Raw genomic sequence first — 20558 nt, 5'->3', positions numbered from 1 at the left:
CACATGCCAAGAGATATTCAAGCCAAACTGCTGATCGTCGACGATCTGCCGGAGAATCTGTTGGCCCTGGAAGCGTTGATCAAGGGCGACGACCGCGAGGTCTTCAAGGCTCTCTCGGCGGACGGCGCGCTGTCCCTGCTGCTGCAGCATGACTTTGCCCTGGCCATCATCGACGTACAAATGCCGGACATGAACGGTTTCGAACTGGCCGAGCTGATGCGCGGCACGGAAAAGACCCGCAGCATCCCGATCATCTTCGTCAGCGCCGCCGGTCGTGAACGCAACTATGCGTTCACCGGCTACGAGAACGGTGCCGTCGACTTCCTGCACAAGCCGCTGGACACCCATGCCGTCAAAAGCAAGGTCAGTGTGTTCGTCGAGCTCTACCGCCAGCGCAAGGCCATGAAGGAGCAGGTGATCGCCCTTGAGCAGAGCCGCCGGGAGCAGGAGGCGTTGCTGCAGCAGCTGCAGGTCACCCGCGGCGAGCTGGAGCAGGCGGTGCGCATGCGTGACGATTTCATGTCCATCGTTGCCCACGAGGTTCGCACGCCCCTCAATGGGCTGATCCTGGAGACCCAACTGCGCAAGATGCACCTGGCCCGGGACAATGCCGCAGCCTTCACCCTGGACAAGGTGCGCGCCATGGTCGAGCGCGACGAGCGCCAGATCAAGAGCCTGATCCGGTTGATCGAAGACATGCTGGACGTGTCACGGATTCGCACCGGCAAGTTGTCGATCCGACCTTCGCGCATGAACCTCACGGCGCTGGTGGAAAACCTGGTGCGCAACTTCCAGCCGCAGATCGCGATTGCCGAGTGCTCGCTGATTTGCACGGCTGACCCGGCGGTGGAAGGGTTCTGGGATGAGTTCCGGATCGAGCAGGTGGTGTCGAACCTGCTGACCAATGCGCTGCGCTACGGCGGCAAGGGCCCGATCGAAGTGCGGGTCTACCAGACCCCCGAGCACGCGTGTGTCGAGGTCCAGGACCATGGCATTGGCATCAGCGAGGAAAACCAGCGGCGCATCTTCCAGCAATTCGAGCGGGTCTCTTCGAAGGCGGTCACCGCCGGCCTGGGACTGGGGCTGTTCATTTCCGAGCAGATTGTGACGGCCCATGGGGGTACCATTACGGTCAATAGTCGCCTCAATGAAGGGGCGTTGTTTCGTGTTTCCCTGCCTCTTCAGAAAGTTGTCGGACAAACGCAACCTCTGAGTGACCCCAGGGTCGTATCAGCAGCTATTGATCGAACAAAGGCTTCTCATGAGTGAAGATGCGCAAGATGTTGTACTGATCGTCGAAGACGACCCGTCGATCCTGATGGTGCTGTCGGCTTACCTGTCGGGCGAGGGATACCGCGTGCTGGAGGCCGAGGACGGTGCGCGGGCGTTCGAGATCCTGGCGAGCAAGCCGCACCTGGACATGATGATCACCGATTTCCGCCTGCCGGGCGGGATCTCCGGGGTGCAGATTGCCGAGCCGGCCGTCAAGCTGCGCCCGGAACTGAAGGTCATTTTCATCAGCGGCTACGCCCAGGAAGTACGCGACACCGACAGCCCCATCACCCGCAAGGCACCGATCCTGGAAAAACCCTTCGACCTGGACGTGTTGCAAGACATGATGCAGTCGATGCTGTCCTGAGAAACCGGGGGCAGGGCGGTTGACCGTAAGCCCATCCGGGAAGGATGGGCTGCCTTTGCGGTCTCGCAAGCGCAGCCCAGCGGGAGCAAGCTCCCTCGCCACGAGTCGCCACGAAGCCGTTAGGCTCAGCCTCCGATCATTTCCTGCACCTTTGCCGTCAACAGGTCGAATGTGAACGGCTTGGTGATCATCTGCATGCCGGGGTCGAGGAAGCCGCCCCGTACCGCTGCGTGTTCGGCGTAGCCGGTGATGAACAGCACGCGCAGGTCGGGGCGGATCTGCCGGCCGATTTCCGCAAGTTGCCGGCCGTTCATGCCGGGCAGGCCGACGTCGCTGATCAGCAGGTCGATGCGCTGGCCTGACTGCAGGATCGGCACCGCCTCATTGGCGTCTGCCGCTTCGACGAAGGCATAGCCCAGTTCGCTGAGCACGGTACTGACCAGCACCCGCACCGCGGAATCGTCCTCGACGATCAGTACGGTTTCGCCATCCTGTGCGTACGGCGGATGCTGGGCGGCGACCTGGGGTTCGTGGATTTCTTCGCCGACAAAACGCGGCAGGTACAGGGTCACGGTGGTGCCTTCGCCCACCGTGCTGTCGATGGCCACGTGACCGCGCGACTGCTTGCTGAAGCCATAGATCATCGACAGCCCGAGCCCGGTGCCCTGGCCGATCGGCTTGGTGGTGAAGAACGGATCGAACGCGCGGTTCATCACTGCTTCAGGCATGCCGCAGCCGGTGTCCTGCACACTCAGCACCACGTAGTCGCCAGGTTTGAGGTTGCTGTAGGCGTCGGTAAAGGTCGTGTCCAGGTGCTGATTGGAGGTCCGCACCACCAGGTTGCCGCCATCCGGCATTGCGTCCCGGGCGTTGAGCACGAGGTTGAGCAGGGCGCTTTCCAGTTGGTTGGGGTCCGCCTCGGCGACCCAGAGCTGGTCGTCCAGTTGCATGTCCAGGCGAATGCTCTCGTTGAGGCTACGTTGCAGCAGCTCCCCCATGGACAGCACCAGGGTGTTCATCTGCACGGCCTTGGAGTCCAGCGACTGGCGGCGTGAGAAGGCCAGCAGTCGGTGGGTCAGGCCGGCGGCGCGGTTGGCCGATGTCACCCCCAGGTCGATCAGGCTGTCCAGGTCTTCGGTGCGCCCCCGGGCCAGGCGTCGGCGCAACAGTTCCAGGCTGCCGATGATCCCGGTCAGCATGTTGTTGAAGTCGTGGGCGATGCCCCCCGTCAACTGGCCGACGGCCTCCATTTTCTGGGATTGGCGCAAGGCCTCTTCATTGTGGCGAAGCTGCGCGGTACGTTCTTCCACCTGTTGTTCGAGGGTTTCGAGGGTGGTCTGGAGCCGCTGTTCGCTGTTGCTCAGGTCGATCAGGCGGTCCCGGGCGTCATATTGCCTTCGGCGGCCGCGCAGGGCCGTGGTCACCAGGCTGACCAGGGTCACCGGATGGAACGGCCGTTCGAGGAAGGTCACGTTGCCCAGTTGCGCGCCAATGCGCGCCGCCGGGTTCTGTTCGGGGCCTCCGTGATGGGTCAGCAGGACGATGGGCAGGTCGGACCAGGCCGGTTGCTGCTCGATGTGCAGGAACAATGCCTCCAGGTCAGGCCCCATCAGGGCTTCCGAGGAAATCACCAGCAGCCCGGCGCCATGCGCCAGTTCTTCGCACAGGTGGCCCAGGTGCCGACAGATGAGGCCGCCAAAACCGGCTTCATTGAGAATCATCAGGGCGATCTGGCTGTCCCGTCCCAGCGGAGCGAGAATCAACGCCCGCTCCGACACGGGCTCGACTGACGTCACTGTGATTCATCCTTGAGCAACGGATTATCCGCTCCCATGTAGGTCGGTACCCCACGCAATACGCCCTGGAACGCTTCCAGCGGCTCGCCGATGGTCATGCCCCTGCTGCTGATGCGGTATTCTCGGATGGTCGATTCATGGGTGCCGGTGCGTTTCTTGATGATGGAAATGGCCCGGCGGACCTTGCCCAGGGCTTCGAAATAACGCAACAGAATCACCGTGTCGGCCAGGTAAGTGATGTCCACCGGGGCCTGCATGTCACCGACCAGGCCATGTTGGGCCACGGTCATGAATGTAGCGGCGCCCTTGCGGTTGAGGTAGAGCAACAGCTCGTGCATGTGCAGCACCAGGGCGTTCTCTTCCGGCATCGCGGCCTGGTAGCCGTTGATGCTGTCGATGACCACGGTCTTGATGTCGCCGGCATCGACGCAACGTCGTACCCGGTGGGAGAACTCGCCGGGAGACAGTTCGGCGGCGTCTACCTGCTCGATCAGCAGGTTGCCAGTGTCCTGAAGGGCCTGCAGATCAATGCCAAGGTTTCTCATGCGCTCGAACAACAGGCCGAGTTCTTCGTCGAAAATGAACAGCGCAGCCTTTTCCCCTCGTTGTACGGCCGCGGCGGCGAAGATCAGCGCGATCAACGACTTGCCCGTACCGGCAGGGCCCAGTATCAGCGTGCTCGAACCGGTTTCGATGCCTCCGCCCAGCAGTGCGTCCATTTCGGCGATGCCGCTGGACAACTGCAGGCGCTGGTAGGTACCCCGGTGCTCGGCGGCCACCAGGCGCGGGAACACATGCACGCCATCGCCCATGATGGTGAAGTCGTGGAACCCGCCGCGGTACTTCTGCCCACGATACTTCACGATCCGGATGCGTCGACGTTCGGCGCCGTAGGTGGGCGTCAGTTCTTCCAGGCGGATCACCCCATGGGCGACGCTGTGCACGGTCTTGTCCAGCGATTCGGTGGTGAGGTCGTCGAGCAATAGCACGGTGGCGTCGTAGCGCACGAAATAATGCTTGATGGCCAGGATCTGGCGGCGATAACGCAGCGAACTCTGCGCCAGCAAGCGGATCTCCGACAGGCTGTCGAGCACCACGCGGCTGGGTTTGACCCGCTCGACCACTTCGAAGATTTGCCGGGTCGCTTCCCCCAGTTCGAGGTCAGAGGAATACAGCAGGCTTTGCTGGTGCTCGGCGTTAAGCAGGCTTTCAGGGGGCGTCAGCTCGAAGATGTGCACGTTTTCATCGATCGTCCACCCGTGGGACGCCGCGCCTTGGCGCAATTCACGCTCGGTTTCCGACAGCGTGATGTACAGCGAGCGCTCGCCGGCTTGGGCGCCAGCCAGCAAAAATTGCAACGCGACCGTGGTCTTGCCGGTTCCCGGTTCCCCCTCCAGCAGGAACACGTGACTGCGGGACAAGCCACCGGAAAGGATGTCGTCCAGCCCTTCGATACCGGTGGCGGCTTTGGCACTGATCAACTCGTTGGATGTAGACAAAAAATGCCCTCTCATGACTAGGGATGTGGCAGCAGGCCTCGCGGGGCCTGAAAATGAGCTGCCTGAATACTTGACCTTGGGGGGTGATGGCGGTTCCGCTTCCTTTGACAAAACGAGCGTTGCTGCACAACTTCGCAGGTAACGTCCGCACCGCCGTTGCGATGGCTAGAGCCCTTGCTGCAAGGCCGGGTCGTCCGGGTTGAGCTGTTCGAGTTTGGCCAGCAGGATCTGCACGTTCTGCAGTTGTCCGCTCTCCTTCCAGTAATTGATCAGCAATACCCGCGCCTTGCGATTGGCCGGGTGGCGCTGGACGATCTCCTGGAGCTGTTTCTGCGCGGCCTCCAGTTCCTGCTCGGCATGCAACGTGGTCGCCAGGTCATAACGGTAAGTGCTGTTGTCAGGCTCAAGCTCCACGGCTTTCGAGAGGCCGAGCACCGCGTATTCGCTTTGGCCGTGATGCAACAGCCACAGGCCCAAGGCATGTTGCAGATAAGCCGAGTCCGGCTGGGTTTGCAACTGGCGAGCCAGCAGTTGTCGCGCCGCTTCGCCCTGGCCTTGCTTGTCCAGCACTTCGATCTGCATGACCAGCGCCGGCAAATTGTCCGGTTGCAGCTTTAACGCCTGTTCCAGCGCTTGCTGGGCCTTTTTCAACTCGGCGTTGTGCAGGTGCAGTCGGGCGAGCTGGTAGTGGGATTCGGCGCTTGGCGGGCCGTCTTCGAGCACCTGTTCCCAGGTGTCGATCGCCAGTTGCATGGCGCCGAAGTACAAGCCCAGCTCGTCGGGCGACAAGCCCAGGAGGGCGTTCACGGCGGCAAAGCGCACTTGCTGGTCGTTGTCATCGAGCAGGGGGCCCAGCAGCAGGCTGCGTTGGCCGGTCGGCACCAGGCCGACGATGCTGCCGATGGCGGCGCGGCGCACTGGCGGCGATTCGCTGTGCAGGTCTGCATCGGCGAGCTTCAGGGCTTGGGGGCTGGGGTAGTTCGGCAGCTCGGCGTGCAGCCAGACCCGACGCTTGGGCGAAAGGTCCGGGCGGCCCAGTTGCTGGTAAAGCATCCGCGCCGCCCCCGGTTGCCCGTTGCGCGCCTGTTCCAGGGCTTCGCTGTAACCGCGCTTGACGGCTTCGGGAATCTGGGGGGTGGTGCTACGGAGCCAGATCGCGACCAGACCGATCACGAGCAGGGCGGACAGGCTCAGAAGCCAATAGCGGCGAGACGGGGACATGCAGGTAATCCATAACCGTGAAACATGAAATGTCGCAAGCTTCGGTCAGGCCGGGCTTTGAGTCAAACCTTGTAATGGTTTCTGTAGGGAAGCCTTGCTTGCGAAGGCGGCCTCTCCAATCCCCGGGCAAAAAAAGCCCCGCGTCCGAATGAGAGGCGGGGCAAGGCAATTGGTTGGTTGCGGCCAACCAAAGGAGCTCGGTTACAAAGGGGCTCAGTTGCTGGCGACGGTCTCCGGTTGCCAGCCACCACCGAGGGCCTTGTAGATCGCGACGATGCCGCGGTACAGGTCGACTTCGGCCTGGGCCTGGGTGTCTTCGGCGGCCAGGCGTTCGCGCTGGGCGTCGAGCAGCACGAGGAAGTCCACGGTGCCTTCGCGGTAGCGGATTTCGGCCAGGTCGGCGGCGGCACGGCTCGATTCACTCTGGCGGATCAGCGAGATCAGCCGTTGCTGGCGCTTGCCGTAGTCGCTGAAGGCGTTTTCCGATTCTTCCAGGGCCAGCAGCACTTGCTGCTCGTAGGTCGCCAGGGCGCCGTCAGCTTCGGCGTTGGCACCGCGCAGGCGTGCCCGTACGCTGCCCAGGTCGAAGGCTGCCCAGGTAATGCTCGGGCCCAGTGCCCAAGCGTTGGCGGCCGAGGAGCCGATCTGCGAGCCGCGCCCGGCGGTAAAGCCGAGGAAGCCGCTCAGGCTGACCCGTGGGAACAAGTCGGCCTTGGCCACCCCGATGCGCGCCGTGGCAGCGGCCAACTGGCGTTCGGCACTGAGAATGTCCGGACGTCGTTGCAGCAGCTCACCCGGATCGCCGATCGGCAGTGCCTTGGCAATCGCCGGCAACTGCTTGGGACTCAGGTCCACGCTCAGCCTGTCCGGGCGCTCGCCCAGCAACGTGGCGATGCGGTTGCGCTGGCGCACCTGTTCGGCCTGCAGTTGGGGCACGCTGGCTTCCACCGAGGCCAGGCGCGCATCGGCGCGCACCACATCCAGTTGGTCGCCGACGCCGGCATCGCGCAGGCTTTCAGTGATCTTGCGCGAGTCCTGCTGGTTCTTCAGGTTCGCCAGGGCGATTTTTTCCCGCAGTTGCGCACCCCGCAGTTGACCGTAGGCGTCCACCAGCTCGGCGATCATCGTCACCTGCAATTGGTAGAGGTCAGCCTCGGCCGCCTGCTGGTCGGCGTCGGTGGCTTCCAGGTTGCGCTGGATGCGCCCGAACAGGTCCAGTTCCCAGGCCATGTCCAGGCCCAGGTCGTAGCGCTCGGTGTTGACCCGGTCGGTGGTCTGTCCGGGAATCTGGCCCTTGCCCAGGTCGCTGCTGGCGCGACTGGTGATGGTCGGCATGGCGTCATTGCTGGCGTCGTCGCGGATCGCCCGCGCGGCCCGCAGACGGGCGAAGGCCACGCGCAACTCGCGGTTGCCTTCCAGCGAACGAGTGACCAGCGCATTGAGCGTCGGGTCTTCGAACTGCTGCCACCAGACGCCTTCGAAACGGGCGCGGTCGAAGTTTTTCTGGCCGGCGGCACCGTCGGTGGCGGTGGTGATGTTTGCCGCCTCCGTGTGCGGGGCCTGGTAGTCCGGGCCCACGGCACAGGCACTGAGTGCCAGGACCAGCAAGCTCGGCACGAATGCTTTCAAACTCATTGTTGCGCCTCCAGTTTCAAGGCCCGGGCGGCCTTGCGGGCCTCGCTGCGCTCGACGAAGTTACGGATCAGTACATAGAACACTGGGGTCAGCAGCAGGCCGAAGAAGGTCACGCCGAGCATCCCCGAGAACACCGCGACACCCATGGCATGGCGCATTTCCGCACCGGCGCCGCTGGAGAACACCAGGGGCACCACGCCCATGACGAAGGCGAAGGAGGTCATCAGGATCGGCCGCAGACGCAGGCGGCACGCTTCCAGGACCGCTGCCAGCGGGTTCATGCCTTCGAGCTGTTTATCCTTGGCGAACTCGACGATCAGGATCGCGTTCTTGCAGGCAAGCCCCACCAGTACGATCAAGCCGATCTGGGTAAAGATGTTGTTGTCGCCGCCGGAGACGATCACCCCGGTGATGGCCGACAGCAGGGTCATCGGTACGATCAGGATCACCGCCAGCGGCAGGCTCCAGCTTTCGTACTGCGCCGCGAGCACCAGGAACGCCAGCAGTACGCAGAGCGGGAACACGAACAGCGCGGTGTTGCCCGAGAGGATCTGCTGGTACGTCAGGTCGGTCCACTCGTAGGTCATGCCGTTGGGCAGTTCGTCCTTGAGCAGCTTCTCGATGGCTTTCTCGGCCTGGCCGGAGCTGTAGCCCGGGGCGGCGGCACCGTTGATTTCAGCGGTGATGAAGCCGTTGTAGTGCATCACACGGTCAGGGCCCGAGGTGTCGCTGACCTTGATGAAGGTCGCCAGCGGGATCATCTCGCCACGGTTGTTGCGCACCTTGAGCTGGCCGATCTGGTCGGCTTCGAGGCGGAACTGCTGCTCGGCCTGGACGTTGACCTGGTAGGTGCGGCCGAAGCGGTTGAAGTCGTTGGCATACAGCGAACCCAGGTAGATCTGCAGGGTGTCGAAGATGTCGCTGACGGCCACGCCGTGGGTCTTGGCCTTTTCACGGTCGATGGCGGCATCGACCTGGGGCACGTTCACCGTGTAGCTGGTGAACAGACCGGCCAGTTCCGGCACGCTGCGGCTCTTGGTGATGATGTTCATGGTCTCTTTGTACAGCTCGTCGTAGCCCAGGTTGCCCCGGTCTTCGATTTGCAGGCGGAAACCACCGATCGTCCCCAGGCCTTGTACCGGTGGCGGCGGGAAGATCGCCATGTAGGCTTCCTGGATCCCGGCGAACTGGCCGTTCAAGGCCCCGGCAATGGCACCGGCCGATTGGCTCGGGTCCTTGCGCTCGTCGAAGGGCTTGAGGGTCACGAACACGATGCCGGCGTTCGGGCTGTTGGTGAAGCCGTTGATCGACAGGCCAGGGAAGGCCACCGCGCTTTCCACGCCCGGTTGCTTGAGGGCCAGGTCGGACATGCGCTTGATCACGTCTTCGGTCCGGTCCAGGCTCGCGGCGTCAGGTAATTGGGCAAAGGCCACCAGGTATTGCTTGTCCTGGCCGGGCACGAAGCCGGTCGGCGTGTTGGAGAAGCCGAAGAAGGTCAGCACCATCAGGCCGGCGTAGAGCAGAAGGGCGATGCCACTGCTGCGGATCACACGGGCGACGGTGCCCACGTAACCGTGGCTGGCACGCTCGAAGAAGCGGTTGAACGGTCGGAACAGCCAGCCACCGAAAAGCTTGTCCAGGAACCGCGAGAAACGGTCCTTGGGCGCGTCGTGGCCTTTGAGCAACACAGCGGCCAGGGCAGGGGACAGGGTCAGGGAGTTGATCGCCGAGATCACCGTGGAAATCGCGATGGTCAACGCAAACTGCTTATAGAACTGCCCGGTCAAGCCACTGATGAATGCCGCCGGTACGAATACCGCGCACAGCACCAGGGCCGTGGCGATGATTGGCCCGGTCACTTCGCCCATCGCCTTTTTGGTCGCTTCTACAGGGGCCAGGCCCAACTCGATGTTCCGCTCGACGTTCTCCACCACCACGATGGCGTCGTCCACCACGATACCGATGGCCAATACCAGACCGAACAGCGAGAGGGCGTTCAGCGAGAAGCCGAATAGATGCATCACGGCGAACGTACCGATCAGCGAGACCGGCACCGCCACCAACGGAATGATCGAGGCGCGCCAGGTCTGCAGGAACAGGATCACCACCAGCACTACGAGAATCAGTGCTTCGAACAGGGTGTGGACCACCGCTTCGATGGAGCCGCGCACGAAGATCGTCGGGTCATAGACGATGCTGTAGTCCATGCCGGCCGGGAAGCCCTTCTTCAGTTCGTCCATCTTGGCGCGAACGTCGTTGGAGATCTGGATGGCGTTGGAACCGGGACGTTGGAAGATCGGAATCGCCACCGCCGGCTGGTTGTCCAGCAGCGAACGCAGGGCGTATTGGCTGGAGCCCAACTCGACCCGGGCGATGTCCTTCAGGCGCGTGATCTCGCCGTTGGCGCCGGAACGAATGATGATGTTCTCGAACTCTTCCTCGCTTACCAGGCGACCCTGGGTGTTGATCGAGAGCTGGAAGGCCTGGGCATTCGGCGCCGGTGGCGCACCCAGGGCACCGGCGGCGACCTGGCGGTTCTGTTCACGGATCGCGGTGACCACGTCGGTGGCGGTCAGGTTGCGCGAGGCGGTCTTGTTCGGGTCCAGCCAGACCCGCAGGGAGTAGTCGCCCATGCCGAACAACTGCACATCACCCACGCCACCCAGGCGCGCCAGCTCGTCCTTGATGTTGAGCAGGGCGTAGTTGGACAGGTAGAGCATGTCGTAGCGTTTGTCCGGCGAGGTCAAGTGCACGACCATGGTCAGGTCGGGCGAGGCCTTGTCCACCGTGATGCCGATCCGGGTCACTTCTTCCGGCAGCTTGGGCTCGGTCCGGGTGACGCGGTTCTGCACCTGCACCTGGGCGTTGTCCAGGTCGGTGCCCAGGGCGAAGGTGATGGTCAGGGTGATCTTGCCGTCAGCGGTCGACTGCGAGGACATGTACAGCATGTTCTCGACACCGGTGATGGCTTGTTCCAGGGGCGCGGCCACGGTTTCGCCGATGACCTTGGGGTTGGCGCCGGGGAAGTTGGCGCGGACCACGACGGTCGGCGGCACCACTTCGGGGTATTCGCTGATCGGCAATTGGAACAGCGAGATGGCGCCGGCGATCAGGATCAGCAGCGAGAGCACCGCTGCGAAGATCGGCCGCGAAATGAAGAACTGGGAAAATTTCATCTGGATTCGGTCCCTTAACCGCGTGGGGTCGTCGCGGCCAGTTTGCCCGCCGCTCCGGACGCTGCCTTGGAAGGCGCGACTTGAGGCAGGTTGCTGGCTTCGAGCGCTTTACGTTGTTGTGCCAGGGCCGCGAGGGTGTCGTCGCTGGCCATCGGTACTGTTTCAGGCGTAACCGGCGAACCCGGACGTGCCCGTTGCAGCCCCTTGACGATGATGGTGTCGTTCTTGCTCAGGCCGTTGCGCACGATGCGCAGGCCTTCGATCTTCGGCCCCAGCTCGACGGCGCGGTAGGCCGGCTTGTTGTCGGCGTCCATTACCAGCACGAATTTCTTGCCCAGGTCGGTGCCGACGGCTTCGTCGTTGATCAGCACGGCGGAGTAGGTGCCGCTGCCCACCAGTTTCAGGCGGGCATACAGCCCTGGGGTGTACTCGCCGTCCTTGTTGTCGAACACGGCGCGACCGCGGATGGTGCCGGTCTGCGGGTTGACCTGGTTGTCGACGAAGTTCATCTGGCCCAGGTGCGGGTTGCCGTCCTCGTTGGACAGGCCCATGTAGACCGGCGTAGCCTGGCCGCGCTGGCCCTGGCGGGCGAGCTGGGTGTACTTGAGGAAGACCCGCTCGTCCGCGTCGAAGTAAGCGTAGACCTTGTCGGTGGACACCACGCTGGTGAGCGGCGTGACGTCGGCGGTCACCAGGTTGCCGGCGGTGATCTGCGCGCGGCTGACGCGTCCGCTGATGGGCGAGGTGACGCGGGTGAAGCTCAAGTTCAGCTTGGCCAGGTCCAGTTGTGCCTGGATGGCCGCGACGACGGCACGGGCTTCCTGGGCGGCGGTGGTGCGCGAGTCTGCCAGTTCGGCGGAGATGGCGTTGCTCTGGCGCAGGCGGTCGCCGCGCTGGGCTTCGTTCTCGCTACGGGTCGCCGTGGCGCGGGCCTGGGCCAGTTGGGCTTCGAGCCGACGGACCTCAGCCTGGAACGGGCGTGGGTCGATCTGGAACAGCAGGTCGCCCTTCTTGACCAGCGCACCTTCGGTGAAGGCTACGTCGTCGATCTGCCCCGAGACCCGTGGACGGATCTCGACGGTTTCCGGTGCTTCGAGGCGCCCGGTGAATTCATCCCATTCGTTGACGGGTTGTTCCAGGACCTTGGCGACGCTGACTTTGGCCGGTGGCATGGAGGCCGCCGTGTCCGGGGTCTTGCCGCAGGCGCTCATCACCAGCACCGCCAGCAGGGCGAGGGGAAAACGCAGTTTTGAAAGTGAATGTTCCATGGATAGCATCCGCCAATGTATTGAGAATGGGCGGATGATGCGTGGCGTGCGTCAAGGGAACGAATCGAATGAAATAAAGGTAACTATCATTCGGAATGATATAAGCCATCGATAACGCCTCTAGTCCGGGGCTTTCGTTAGGCTGCTATCAATAAAACTAATGATGGCTGGCTGACGAGGGGCGACCTCGCCAGCTGTCTACCTCGGCAGGTAGACGTCATGGATTCGCTTGATCGCGCCCTCCGCGCGAAGGGCGTCCACGGCTTTGCGCAGGTCGTCGACCATCTTCGGGGAACATTGCTTCGAGCAGGCCAGGTAGAGATCGGCATTGCTGCCCACCGGGCTCATGAGCAATTTGCGCTTGGACACCTTGGGCCATATGTAGCGGCTCTCGGGCACGCCGTTGAACCAGGCATCGATGCGCCCCATCAGCAGCAGTTGAGCCGGGTTCTCGCCAATGGCCAAGGGGTAGATCTGGTCATCGCGAAAGCCTTCGGTGCGCAGGATCTCTTCTTGCGCGCTGCCCAGGCCGACGCCGATCTTGTGGAAAGTGTCCCGCGCCTGGGCGAAGCTGTCGACCCGCTGTTCCAGGCTGAAGAATGCCCGCTCCATGGGCATGATCGACGCGATCCAGGTGAAGCGGTTCTCGCGGCCGGGTATGCGCGACAGTGGGGTGATCAGGTGATCGTGTTCCTCGCTCACGTGTTTCTGCGCCCTGGCCCAGGGCAGCACGTGGATTTTCACCGGATAGCCGGCCTTGGCCATGGCCGCCACGGCGACATCGCCGACGATTCCGTAGCCCCTGGGATCGTCGACGAACGTCAGCGGCGGTGCATCGAGGATGTGCAGTTCAATGACGGGAGGCTCAGCGCTCGCCGCGCGGGCAGCCAGCAGCGCCAGCAATAGGCAAACTCGGTACAGCGCTTTGCTGGGGGCATTCAAAACGCGTTGGGTCGGACTCATGGACGATACTTCAGGCATTGAAAGTGGTGCGCCAATCCAGGCGTGCGGGGCGCCGGTTACAACGTCTACAGGCCGGCTTCTTTATAGGAGGCAGAGATTCGGATACGCCACGATCGTTCCATCCGGTCACGTCCGTAGTGCCACCTTGGCCTGATTGCGTGTTTCTGAAGGTATAGATCATTTACTTGGCGCAAGCCTCGGATTTGGATGAGCAGCGGCTCGATGGATAGCCGGTACAAGATCACGTCGTAACAGCCCGCCGTCGATGAGTCTCGAACTCGCTCTCACAAGAGTTTTGGCAGATTGCATCGATTCAGGCTTCGTCTGGGGCCCACGTCGGTGTGCCTGCTCGTGGTGATGGACTTATTATCAGCTTCTCCTGACATGTCTGCTGCCGCCTGATACGTCAGCGCATCCCTCGCTTAGGTTCGGTCTGTAGGTCTTTTTAACCGTCTTTTGTGGGGCGATTCCCTTTATGCGAATCGAGGCGCGCTCACCCTATCCCATCCTGCATTTTGACCCCTACATTGGGTCCGGTTATTCGCAGTTGCAGTAGGCAGAGCATTGTTAATGACCAGCGGTAAGAACGACCAGCGTAGACATTCGCTTTCACGCTCCCGACGGGCCAGTGGGCAACGTTTGAGGGCCACGCTAGGAGAGCACTACATCTCTTTCGCTAGTTCTTCGGAGCTGCTTAGCATCAGCCCGCAGTGTCTGACGAATTGGCTCGCTAAATGCGTATAGAGCAGTTGGCGCGTTTGCTCAGCGTGAGTGAAGAGTGGCTGGCAACGGGGGAGGGAAGGCGAGCCTTGTCACTCGATGATCATCTCTTCCTGAGCGACAGAGCTTCCCGAGACAGACAGGAGATACTCGGCTGCTCTTTGGCAGAGCCTTGGGTGCGATGAGCGGATTACCAACCTCAGTGGCATGAGTGAGACGGGATCAATGTCCAAGCGCTGTCCCGATGAACCGCGAAGCGACAAAGTCAGTTCTGTCCATTGATGATCATCTGGGCCAGCGCAATCACCGTCTGTATCGACATCACATCCTCGCCCCCATAGATGTTCAGCGATGCTATAGAAAGTCGGTAGGGAACCCTGCGGCGTGATTGAATGGAGTAATGAGTCTTCATGATTCGTTGTTTCGCCTATCACGACGGAAGGGGCTCGATATTTGATGTATAGCGAACAGAGTCAACACCATGGCCATGTCGCCAAGTATAACGGGTGTTCGTGGTCAGCTTCGGAGCTTTCGAATAGCTTGGAGCGCAGGCGCTGGAGTTATTTTTTTGCGTTTGTATCTACTGAACGAACGTCGCGAGCTGCTTGCGCTGGCTGTCGATATCGGTCGTACATGCGGGCGGTGCCCGGAATCGTTCACCCATCATCTTTCTTACGGCTTGCTGAGTAGTCATTAGGAGGAGCAGGCCAATAGCCCATTCCTCAGCATTCCGCCTGACTATCTAGGACATGCGAGTGATGGTAGTTCTGGCCACTCCTTGCGTGCCCATTTAACACTGTTCGGAATTTCATCGTTTAGACCCAAACCCTGCCGTTGGTCGAAAATCGATTAGCCTTACATGCCGTCTCATGGGAATAGAAGCAGGAAGCGAGCTCAGCTTATCCTTACTAAAGATCATTACAATCAATGACTTATAAAAAAGATGTGAGTGCAACTGGCTGACCTGACCTGAAAGTCGATTTGCATTGGAAGCTCACAATTAGGAAGCACATGGATTGGGTGATGGCTTTTTGATATCTTTCAAGAAAAGCTGCCATACCAACCATAAACACATATTCGTAAATTCGGATAAGCGCTGTGCCGTGTTTGGTTATAAGGCGTGGTGCTATATATAGTTTTCGAGAATCCAATCAATCTGACGAATGGGCGTTGCGTTTTGGCGGGAGTTTGGTATGGCAGGTCGAAGGTATTTAGAATTATTTGTTATTTGGTATATAGCGAAAGTCGAGTGTGTGTGATTTTTATAGCATTTATAAGCGTTTAATGCTGCCGAAAAAAATTAGACTCTTTGGTATTGGGCACATCCTGGAACGAAAAATCTTTTCTACAGGTAGGAAGGAGTAAAGTTTTTAGGCGTTGAGCCGAGCTAATGGAATGGATTTTTAAGTGATCGCTTCCTGGATAAGCAGTAATGAATCTCATTGACTCGGTTTGCCGATGTGTACTTATTGCGGGCTGCGCATCGAGCCCTTTAGCTTTTTCTTTTGATCGTTCGTCTTCAGATCACGCCGATCTTATTGGTGTGTACCAGTCTGCATTTAAAAACGATGCACAACTGGCTGCGGCTCGCCACGCCTATCTGGCTCAGCGCGAAGCGGTACCCCAAGCTCGCTCCGGTCTGCTGCCCAATTTGACGGCTGGTGCAACCTCAGAAACAGTTCGTTTGGAGCGCGACGAACCCTCGCTCAGTCGAGAGCGCAGCGGGACCACGTTTCGAGCCAATCTCAGTCAGCCCCTTTTTCGCGTCGACCGATGGTTTCAATTGAAGGCGGCAGAGTCGAGTGTCGCTCAAGCGGAGTTGGAGCTTTCGGTTAAGGTGCAATCGTTGGCGTTGACTGCCGCTGAGGCATACTTTGAGACGTTGCGTCAGCTTGATGCTCTGGCAGCGGTCCAGGCTGAAGAAGCCGCTTTGCTCCATCAGCGCGATCAGGCGCAAGGCAGGTTGGAAGACGGAGCATCGAGCATCACTGACGTGTACGACGCTCAAGCGGCCTATGACAACGTGCAAGCGAATCGGCAAGTGGTGCAGCGAAAGGTTGACGATGCGTATGAAGCATTGGGTCGTTTGACCAACCGATCCTACAGCACCATTTCTGGAATCGGACATCAGCTCCCCGTCGAATCCCCGATCCCTAACGAGGCACAGTCCTGGGTCGACACAGCGGTTCGTCAGAACCTGCAGTTCCAAGCCAGTGAGCAAGCCGAGCAAGCTGCTGCCCAAACCCTCAAGCAGCATAAGGCTGGCCATTTACCCACGATCGATGCGGTAGCCTCTTACCGTAAGGGTGACAACGATAGTTTCGGTTACAGCAACCCTACCGACTTTGGCCGCAACGGCTATCGTGACGATGTTTCGCAGAGCAGCATCGGCATTGAGCTGAATATTCCAATCTATTCAGGCGGAATGACCCGCTCCAAAGTTAAAGAGTCAGCCGAGCGGCTTTTGGAAAGTCAGGACCAAAAGGAAGATCGACGTCGTGAGATTGTGCTGAACACTCGAAATGCGTTCAGAAGTGTCAATACTGATATCGCGCAAATTGCTTCCCGCCGCCAAGGCATTGTCTCTGCCAGAAAATCCGTCGAGGCCAATCAGGTCGGAGTTGATATCGGCTCGCGAAATATCGCGGATGTACTGACTGCGCAAAGGCAACTGTATGCAGTGGTTCGCGACTATAACAACGCACGCTATGACTACATTATCGACAACCTGAAGCTGAAGCAGGCCGCAGGGACTTTAAGTGTTGATGACCTCAAATCCTTATCTGTCTATTTGAAGCAGGATTACGTGCCGGAGCGAGATTTCCTTCCTCCGGGAGTTTGAATGGATTTTGTTTGATGCTTCCCCAGGCATCAAAGTTTTCTTAATCGTGATTTTTATCGTGCCAGAGGCTCGGGCTGTCGCCTGCGCAAGGAATCTGTAACCGCAATGATCGAAAGCGAAGCGGGCGAATCGACGCCTGAAAATGCGCCCCTATTTGACACCGGATTAGCTTCTCTTGTGATGCTCGCTCGGTTTCATCAAGTTGCGGCTTCCGCTGAGCAACTCGCTCATGAGTTCGGCAGTGTCGACCGCCCCTTTTGTCAGGCGGACATGCTGTTAGCGGCACGTAAGCTTGGTCTCAAAGCTAAGGCCGCGAGCACGACCATCGACCGACTTCATCGCACACCGTTGCCAGCCATCGCTACGGATGTGAATGGCGCATTCTTCATCATCGCGCGCCTGGACCAAGGCAAGGTGCTGATCCACAACCCAGCCGTGCAGCGGCCCGAAGTGATTACTTTTGAGGCGCTTGAGTCTCGCTGGACGGGCCAGGTGCTACTGATTCGCTCGGAGGCAAATACGTCTGGTGAATCATCTCGATTCGACTTCACCTGGTTTATTCCCGCCATCGTCAAATACAGAAAGCTGCTGGGCGAAATCATGCTGGTTTCGTTCGTGTTGCAGATATTCTCGCTGGTGACCCCGCTCTTCTTTCAAGTGGTGATGGACAAGGTGTTGGTGCACCACGGTCTGACTACCCTTGACGTCATTGCGGTGGGGTTGGCCGTGGTGATGCTGTTCGAATCGGGTCTGACGGGACTGCGCAGCTATGTATTTGCCCATACGGCCAGTCGCATTGATGTGGAGTTGGGCTCCAAGCTGTTCCGGCACTTGATCACGTTGCCGCTGGCCTATTTCCAGGCCCGGCGTGTTGGTGACTCCGTAGCGCGGGTCAGGGAGTTGGAAAACATCCGCAGCTTCCTCACCGGTAACGCGATCACCTTGGTCCTCGACGTACTGTTCTCGGTCGTGTTCCTGGCGGTGATGTTCTACTACAGCGGTTGGTTGACCCTCATCGTCCTGGCGTCGTTGCCGCTTTATATTCTGGTGTCGGTGCTGATTACACCCGTACTGCGCTCACGGTTGAACGACAGCTTCGCCAGAGGCGCTGAGAACCAGGCGTTTCTGGTCGAGACCGTTAATGGTATCGACACCCTCAAATCGATGGCCGTCGAGCCCCAGGCCATCCGTAAATGGGACAACCAACTGGCCGGTTACGTGGCGGCCGGTTTCAAAACCCAGACGCTGTCTACCATCGCTAACGAAAGCGTGTCACTGATTGGCAAATTGGTCACGGCGGCGACCCTATGGGTGGGGGCTCGTTTGGTCATCGATGGGCAGTTGTCTGTAGGTCAACTGATTGCCTTTAACATGCTGGCCGGTCGTGTAGCGCAACCGATCATGCGCCTTGCGCAGCTATGGACCAACTTCCAACAGACCGGCGTCTCCGTGCAGCGCCTGGGTGACATCCTCAATACGCGCACCGAGATGGCTCAGGCGACGCGCAGTTCGCTGCCGCCGATTCGCGGACATGTCGAGTTCGATCAGGTGCACTTCCGCTATCGCCCTGATGGGGCGGAGATCCTGCGGGGGGTAAGCCTTCGCATTGAAGCGGGACAGGTAATCGGCGTTGTCGGACGCTCAGGCTCTGGCAAGAGCACTTTGACCCGCTTGCTTCAGAGGTTGCACGTCCCGGAGCGAGGGCGGGTATTGGTGGACGGAATGGATCTTGCGCTGGCAGACGTCTCTTCGTTGCGCCGACAGATTGGTGTAGTGCTGCAGGACAACATGCTGTTCGCTCGCAGCATCCGCGAAAACATCGCGCTTGCCGATCCCGGCGTACCGCTGGAGAAGGTTATTCAGGTAGCCAAGCTCGCAGGCGCCCACGAGTTCATTCTGGAGCTTCCAGAAGGCTATGACACCGTAGTGGGTGAGCATGGTGCCTCGCTGTCCGGTGGTCAGCGGCAGCGGGTCGCTATTGCTCGCGCACTGATGGGTAACCCCAGGATCCTGATCTTTGATGAAGCTACCAGCGCACTCGACTATGAGTCGGAGCGCGTTGTGCAGCAGAACATGAAGGACATCTGCAAGGGGCGCACGGTCATCATCATTGCCCACCGGCTCTCAGCCGTGCGCGATGCCAATCGTATTGTGGTGGTAGACCGCGGCCAGATTGTGGAGCAGGGCAGTCATGCCGAACTCTTGAACCATCAGGCTGGGCATTACTCACGTTTGTATCGTTTGCAGCAAGGAGCCAGCAATGTCTAACGCTGAAACGACAGGCTTACTGCGACGGTACCGGCACGTCTTGCGCGAATCCTGGAGAGCCCGCCGAAGCATGGATGCGCCGAAGCGCCTGGCGCATGAAATACAGTTTTTGCCAGCTTCTCTTGAACTACAGGAGCGTCCGACACATCCGGCACCTCGGGTGTTCATGTGGGCGATCATGAGTTTCGCGGCATTAGCCTTGGCCTGGGCGTGTATTGGCAAGATCGATGTCGTGGCGACCGCCACCGGCAAGATCATCCCCAGTGGCAAGAGCAAGGTTATTCAATCCAGTGAAACGGCAGTGGTCAAAGCCATTCATGTCCACGATGGTCAGACTGTAAAAGCCGGTGAGTTGTTGTTGGAGCTGGACTCTACTGCCGCAGAGGCTGACGTGGGCCGCGTGCAAAGCGACCTGTTAGCCGCTCGAATCGACAGCGCTCGGGCAAGTGCCATGCTTGATGCCATTGATCAACAGCGAGCGCCCAAAACTCTGAATGGCGCGATTCCGGGCGCCGATCCCGAGCATGTGTTGGCTGCGGAGCGTTGGCTGCAAGGCCAGTACCAAGAGTACCGCAGCGGCTTGGAGACCGCTGAGGCCGAGATCGCTCAGCGCCAAGCCGACATACAGTCGGCCCGGGGCCAGGTCGCCAGTTTGCAGAAGACCCTACCTATCGTCGCGAAGCTCGCGGATGACTACCGGCATCTTTTGGAGAAGCAGTACATCGCTCGCCATGCCTACCTGGAAAAAGAACAGGCTCGGTTGGACATTGAACGGCAGTTGAGCGTGCAACAAGCCAGTTTGTTGCAGTCCTCAGCGGCGCGGCAGGAGGCTGAACGCAGAAGAGCTGGCGTGGTGGCCCAAACCCGACGGTCTATGCTGGATTTGTTACAGCAGGCAGATCAGAAGGTGGCGTCCTTGAAGCAGGATTTTGCCAAAGCTGAATATCAGGATGGGTTGACGACACTGGAGGCACCAGTGGATGGGACGGTGCAGCAGGTGAATGTACATACGGTGGGAGGGGTGGTGACGCCGGCACTGCCGCTGTTGACGATCGTACCCACCGGGCAGCCGGTTGAGGTTGAAGCTGTGTTTGAAAATAAAGATGTTGGGTTTGTGCATCCGGGGCAGGCCGTCACTGTAAAAGTCGAAACATTTACATTTACCAAATACGGAGCGGTTGGCGGTGAAGTTATAAGTATTTCTGATGACGCCGTTGAGGACGAGAAACGTGGTTTGATTTACAGCGGTAAGATACGGCTTGAGTCGGATCATTTAACGGTGAAAGGACAAAATATAAGGTTGTTGCCTGGCATGGCGGTCACCGCGGAAGTCAAAACGGATCAGCGTAGGATAATCGAGTACTTTCTAAGTCCGTTGCAAATTGCAGTTAATGAAAGTTTGCGAGAGCGATAGTGGGAGGAGCATGGTTGCTAAAAACTATGTGTTTATTCCGCAAATTAGGTTGGGGGGTGGTCGTCACGTCGTTCCAGGTGGGGTTGTTCTTATGAGTTCTAGTGATGTATGGATTAG

General features: G+C 59.9%; 12 protein-coding genes. 5 read left to right on the top strand and 7 right to left on the bottom strand.

Translation table 11 applies throughout. The features are described 5' to 3' along the window. Nucleotides 1–3 precede the first annotated feature (3 nt). Nucleotides 4–1269 carry a hybrid sensor histidine kinase/response regulator gene (locus tag V5F23_RS14480; protein WP_047738714.1) on the top strand — a complete coding sequence of 422 codons (1266 nt, stop codon included), beginning with the start codon at nucleotides 4–6 and terminating at the stop codon, nucleotides 1267–1269. Then, nucleotides 1262–1639, top strand: a complete 378-nt coding sequence (locus V5F23_RS14475; protein ID WP_042730896.1) for a response regulator — start codon at nucleotides 1262–1264, stop codon at nucleotides 1637–1639. Before V5F23_RS14480 ends, V5F23_RS14475 begins: the two co-directional genes overlap by 8 nt. A 125-nt stretch (nucleotides 1640–1764) precedes the next feature. Here the strand turns inward: V5F23_RS14475 and V5F23_RS14470 are convergent, their stop codons facing one another. The 7 genes from V5F23_RS14470 to V5F23_RS14440 all read right to left on the bottom strand — a co-directional run bounded on the left by V5F23_RS14470 (nucleotide 1765) and on the right by V5F23_RS14440 (nucleotide 13197). Then, nucleotides 1765–3435, bottom strand: a complete 1671-nt coding sequence (locus V5F23_RS14470; protein WP_042730895.1) for an ATP-binding protein — start codon at nucleotides 3433–3435, stop codon at nucleotides 1765–1767. Continuing rightward, nucleotides 3432–4934 carry an ATPase domain-containing protein gene (locus tag V5F23_RS14465; protein ID WP_047738712.1) on the bottom strand — a complete coding sequence of 501 codons (1503 nt, stop codon included), beginning with the start codon at nucleotides 4932–4934 and terminating at the stop codon, nucleotides 3432–3434. Before V5F23_RS14465 ends, V5F23_RS14470 begins: the two co-directional genes overlap by 4 nt. A gap of 165 nt (nucleotides 4935–5099) precedes the next feature. Beyond that, nucleotides 5100–6155 carry a tetratricopeptide repeat protein gene (locus V5F23_RS14460; protein ID WP_042730893.1) on the bottom strand — a complete coding sequence of 352 codons (1056 nt, stop codon included), beginning with the start codon at nucleotides 6153–6155 and terminating at the stop codon, nucleotides 5100–5102. Between the two features lie 213 nt (nucleotides 6156–6368). Next, nucleotides 6369–7790: a TolC family protein gene (locus V5F23_RS14455; protein WP_042730130.1), complete on the bottom strand. Its 1422-nt coding sequence runs from the start codon at nucleotides 7788–7790 to the stop codon at nucleotides 6369–6371. After that, the gene (locus tag V5F23_RS14450; protein WP_047738711.1) at nucleotides 7787–10966 is read right to left on the bottom strand and encodes an efflux RND transporter permease subunit; all 3180 of its coding nucleotides are present in this window, start codon (nucleotides 10964–10966) and stop codon (nucleotides 7787–7789) included. The genes V5F23_RS14455 and V5F23_RS14450 overlap by 4 nt, the downstream gene beginning before the upstream one ends. A gap of 14 nt (nucleotides 10967–10980) precedes the next feature. Continuing rightward, nucleotides 10981–12234 (bottom strand): efflux RND transporter periplasmic adaptor subunit, encoded by a 1254-nt coding sequence (locus V5F23_RS14445; RefSeq protein ID WP_042730128.1) that lies wholly within the window; start codon nucleotides 12232–12234, stop codon nucleotides 10981–10983. 198 nt (nucleotides 12235–12432) lie between these two features. Next, the gene (locus tag V5F23_RS14440) at nucleotides 12433–13197 is read right to left on the bottom strand and encodes a transporter substrate-binding domain-containing protein (protein WP_042730127.1); all 765 of its coding nucleotides are present in this window, start codon (nucleotides 13195–13197) and stop codon (nucleotides 12433–12435) included. A gap of 2152 nt (nucleotides 13198–15349) precedes the next feature. Between V5F23_RS14440 and V5F23_RS14435 the strand changes: the two genes are divergently transcribed. From V5F23_RS14435 to V5F23_RS14425, 3 genes are all read left to right on the top strand, one after another. Further along, nucleotides 15350–16759 (top strand): TolC family outer membrane protein, encoded by a 1410-nt coding sequence (locus tag V5F23_RS14435; protein ID WP_042730126.1) that lies wholly within the window; start codon nucleotides 15350–15352, stop codon nucleotides 16757–16759. A 105-nt stretch (nucleotides 16760–16864) separates the two neighbouring features. Continuing rightward, nucleotides 16865–19027, top strand: a complete 2163-nt coding sequence (locus tag V5F23_RS14430; RefSeq protein ID WP_338495425.1) for a type I secretion system permease/ATPase — start codon at nucleotides 16865–16867, stop codon at nucleotides 19025–19027. Beyond that, nucleotides 19020–20441, top strand: coding sequence for an HlyD family type I secretion periplasmic adaptor subunit (locus V5F23_RS14425; RefSeq protein WP_042730124.1), 1422 nt, complete (start codon nucleotides 19020–19022; stop codon nucleotides 20439–20441). The genes V5F23_RS14430 and V5F23_RS14425 overlap by 8 nt, the downstream gene beginning before the upstream one ends. The last annotated feature ends 117 nt before the right edge of the window (nucleotides 20442–20558 follow it).

The sequence above is a fragment of the Pseudomonas sp. WP18 genome, assembly GCF_036689585.1.
Lineage (GTDB): Bacteria > Pseudomonadota > Gammaproteobacteria > Pseudomonadales > Pseudomonadaceae > Aquipseudomonas > Aquipseudomonas chlororaphis_E.
Note: the sequence above shows the minus strand (reverse complement) of the source record. Positions and strands in the feature narration are given on the sequence as shown.

What these genes read in the sequence shown, in the direction of transcription:
- V5F23_RS14480 (WP_047738714.1), top strand. Translation starts at nt 4, where the DNA reads ATGCCAAGAGATATTCAAGCCAAACTGCTGATCGTCGACGATCTGCCG.
- V5F23_RS14475 (WP_042730896.1), top strand. Translation starts at nt 1,262, where the DNA reads ATGAGTGAAGATGCGCAAGATGTTGTACTGATCGTCGAAGACGACCCG.
- V5F23_RS14460 (WP_042730893.1), bottom strand. Translation starts at nt 6,155, where the DNA reads ATGTCCCCGTCTCGCCGCTATTGGCTTCTGAGCCTGTCCGCCCTGCTC.
- V5F23_RS14455 (WP_042730130.1), bottom strand. Translation starts at nt 7,790, where the DNA reads ATGAGTTTGAAAGCATTCGTGCCGAGCTTGCTGGTCCTGGCACTCAGT.
- V5F23_RS14450 (WP_047738711.1), bottom strand. Translation starts at nt 10,966, where the DNA reads ATGAAATTTTCCCAGTTCTTCATTTCGCGGCCGATCTTCGCAGCGGTG.
- V5F23_RS14445 (WP_042730128.1), bottom strand. Translation starts at nt 12,234, where the DNA reads ATGGAACATTCACTTTCAAAACTGCGTTTTCCCCTCGCCCTGCTGGCG.
- V5F23_RS14440 (WP_042730127.1), bottom strand. Translation starts at nt 13,197, where the DNA reads ATGAGTCCGACCCAACGCGTTTTGAATGCCCCCAGCAAAGCGCTGTAC.
- V5F23_RS14435 (WP_042730126.1), top strand. Translation starts at nt 15,350, where the DNA reads ATGAATCTCATTGACTCGGTTTGCCGATGTGTACTTATTGCGGGCTGC.
- V5F23_RS14430 (WP_338495425.1), top strand. Translation starts at nt 16,865, where the DNA reads ATGATCGAAAGCGAAGCGGGCGAATCGACGCCTGAAAATGCGCCCCTA.
- V5F23_RS14425 (WP_042730124.1), top strand. Translation starts at nt 19,020, where the DNA reads ATGTCTAACGCTGAAACGACAGGCTTACTGCGACGGTACCGGCACGTC.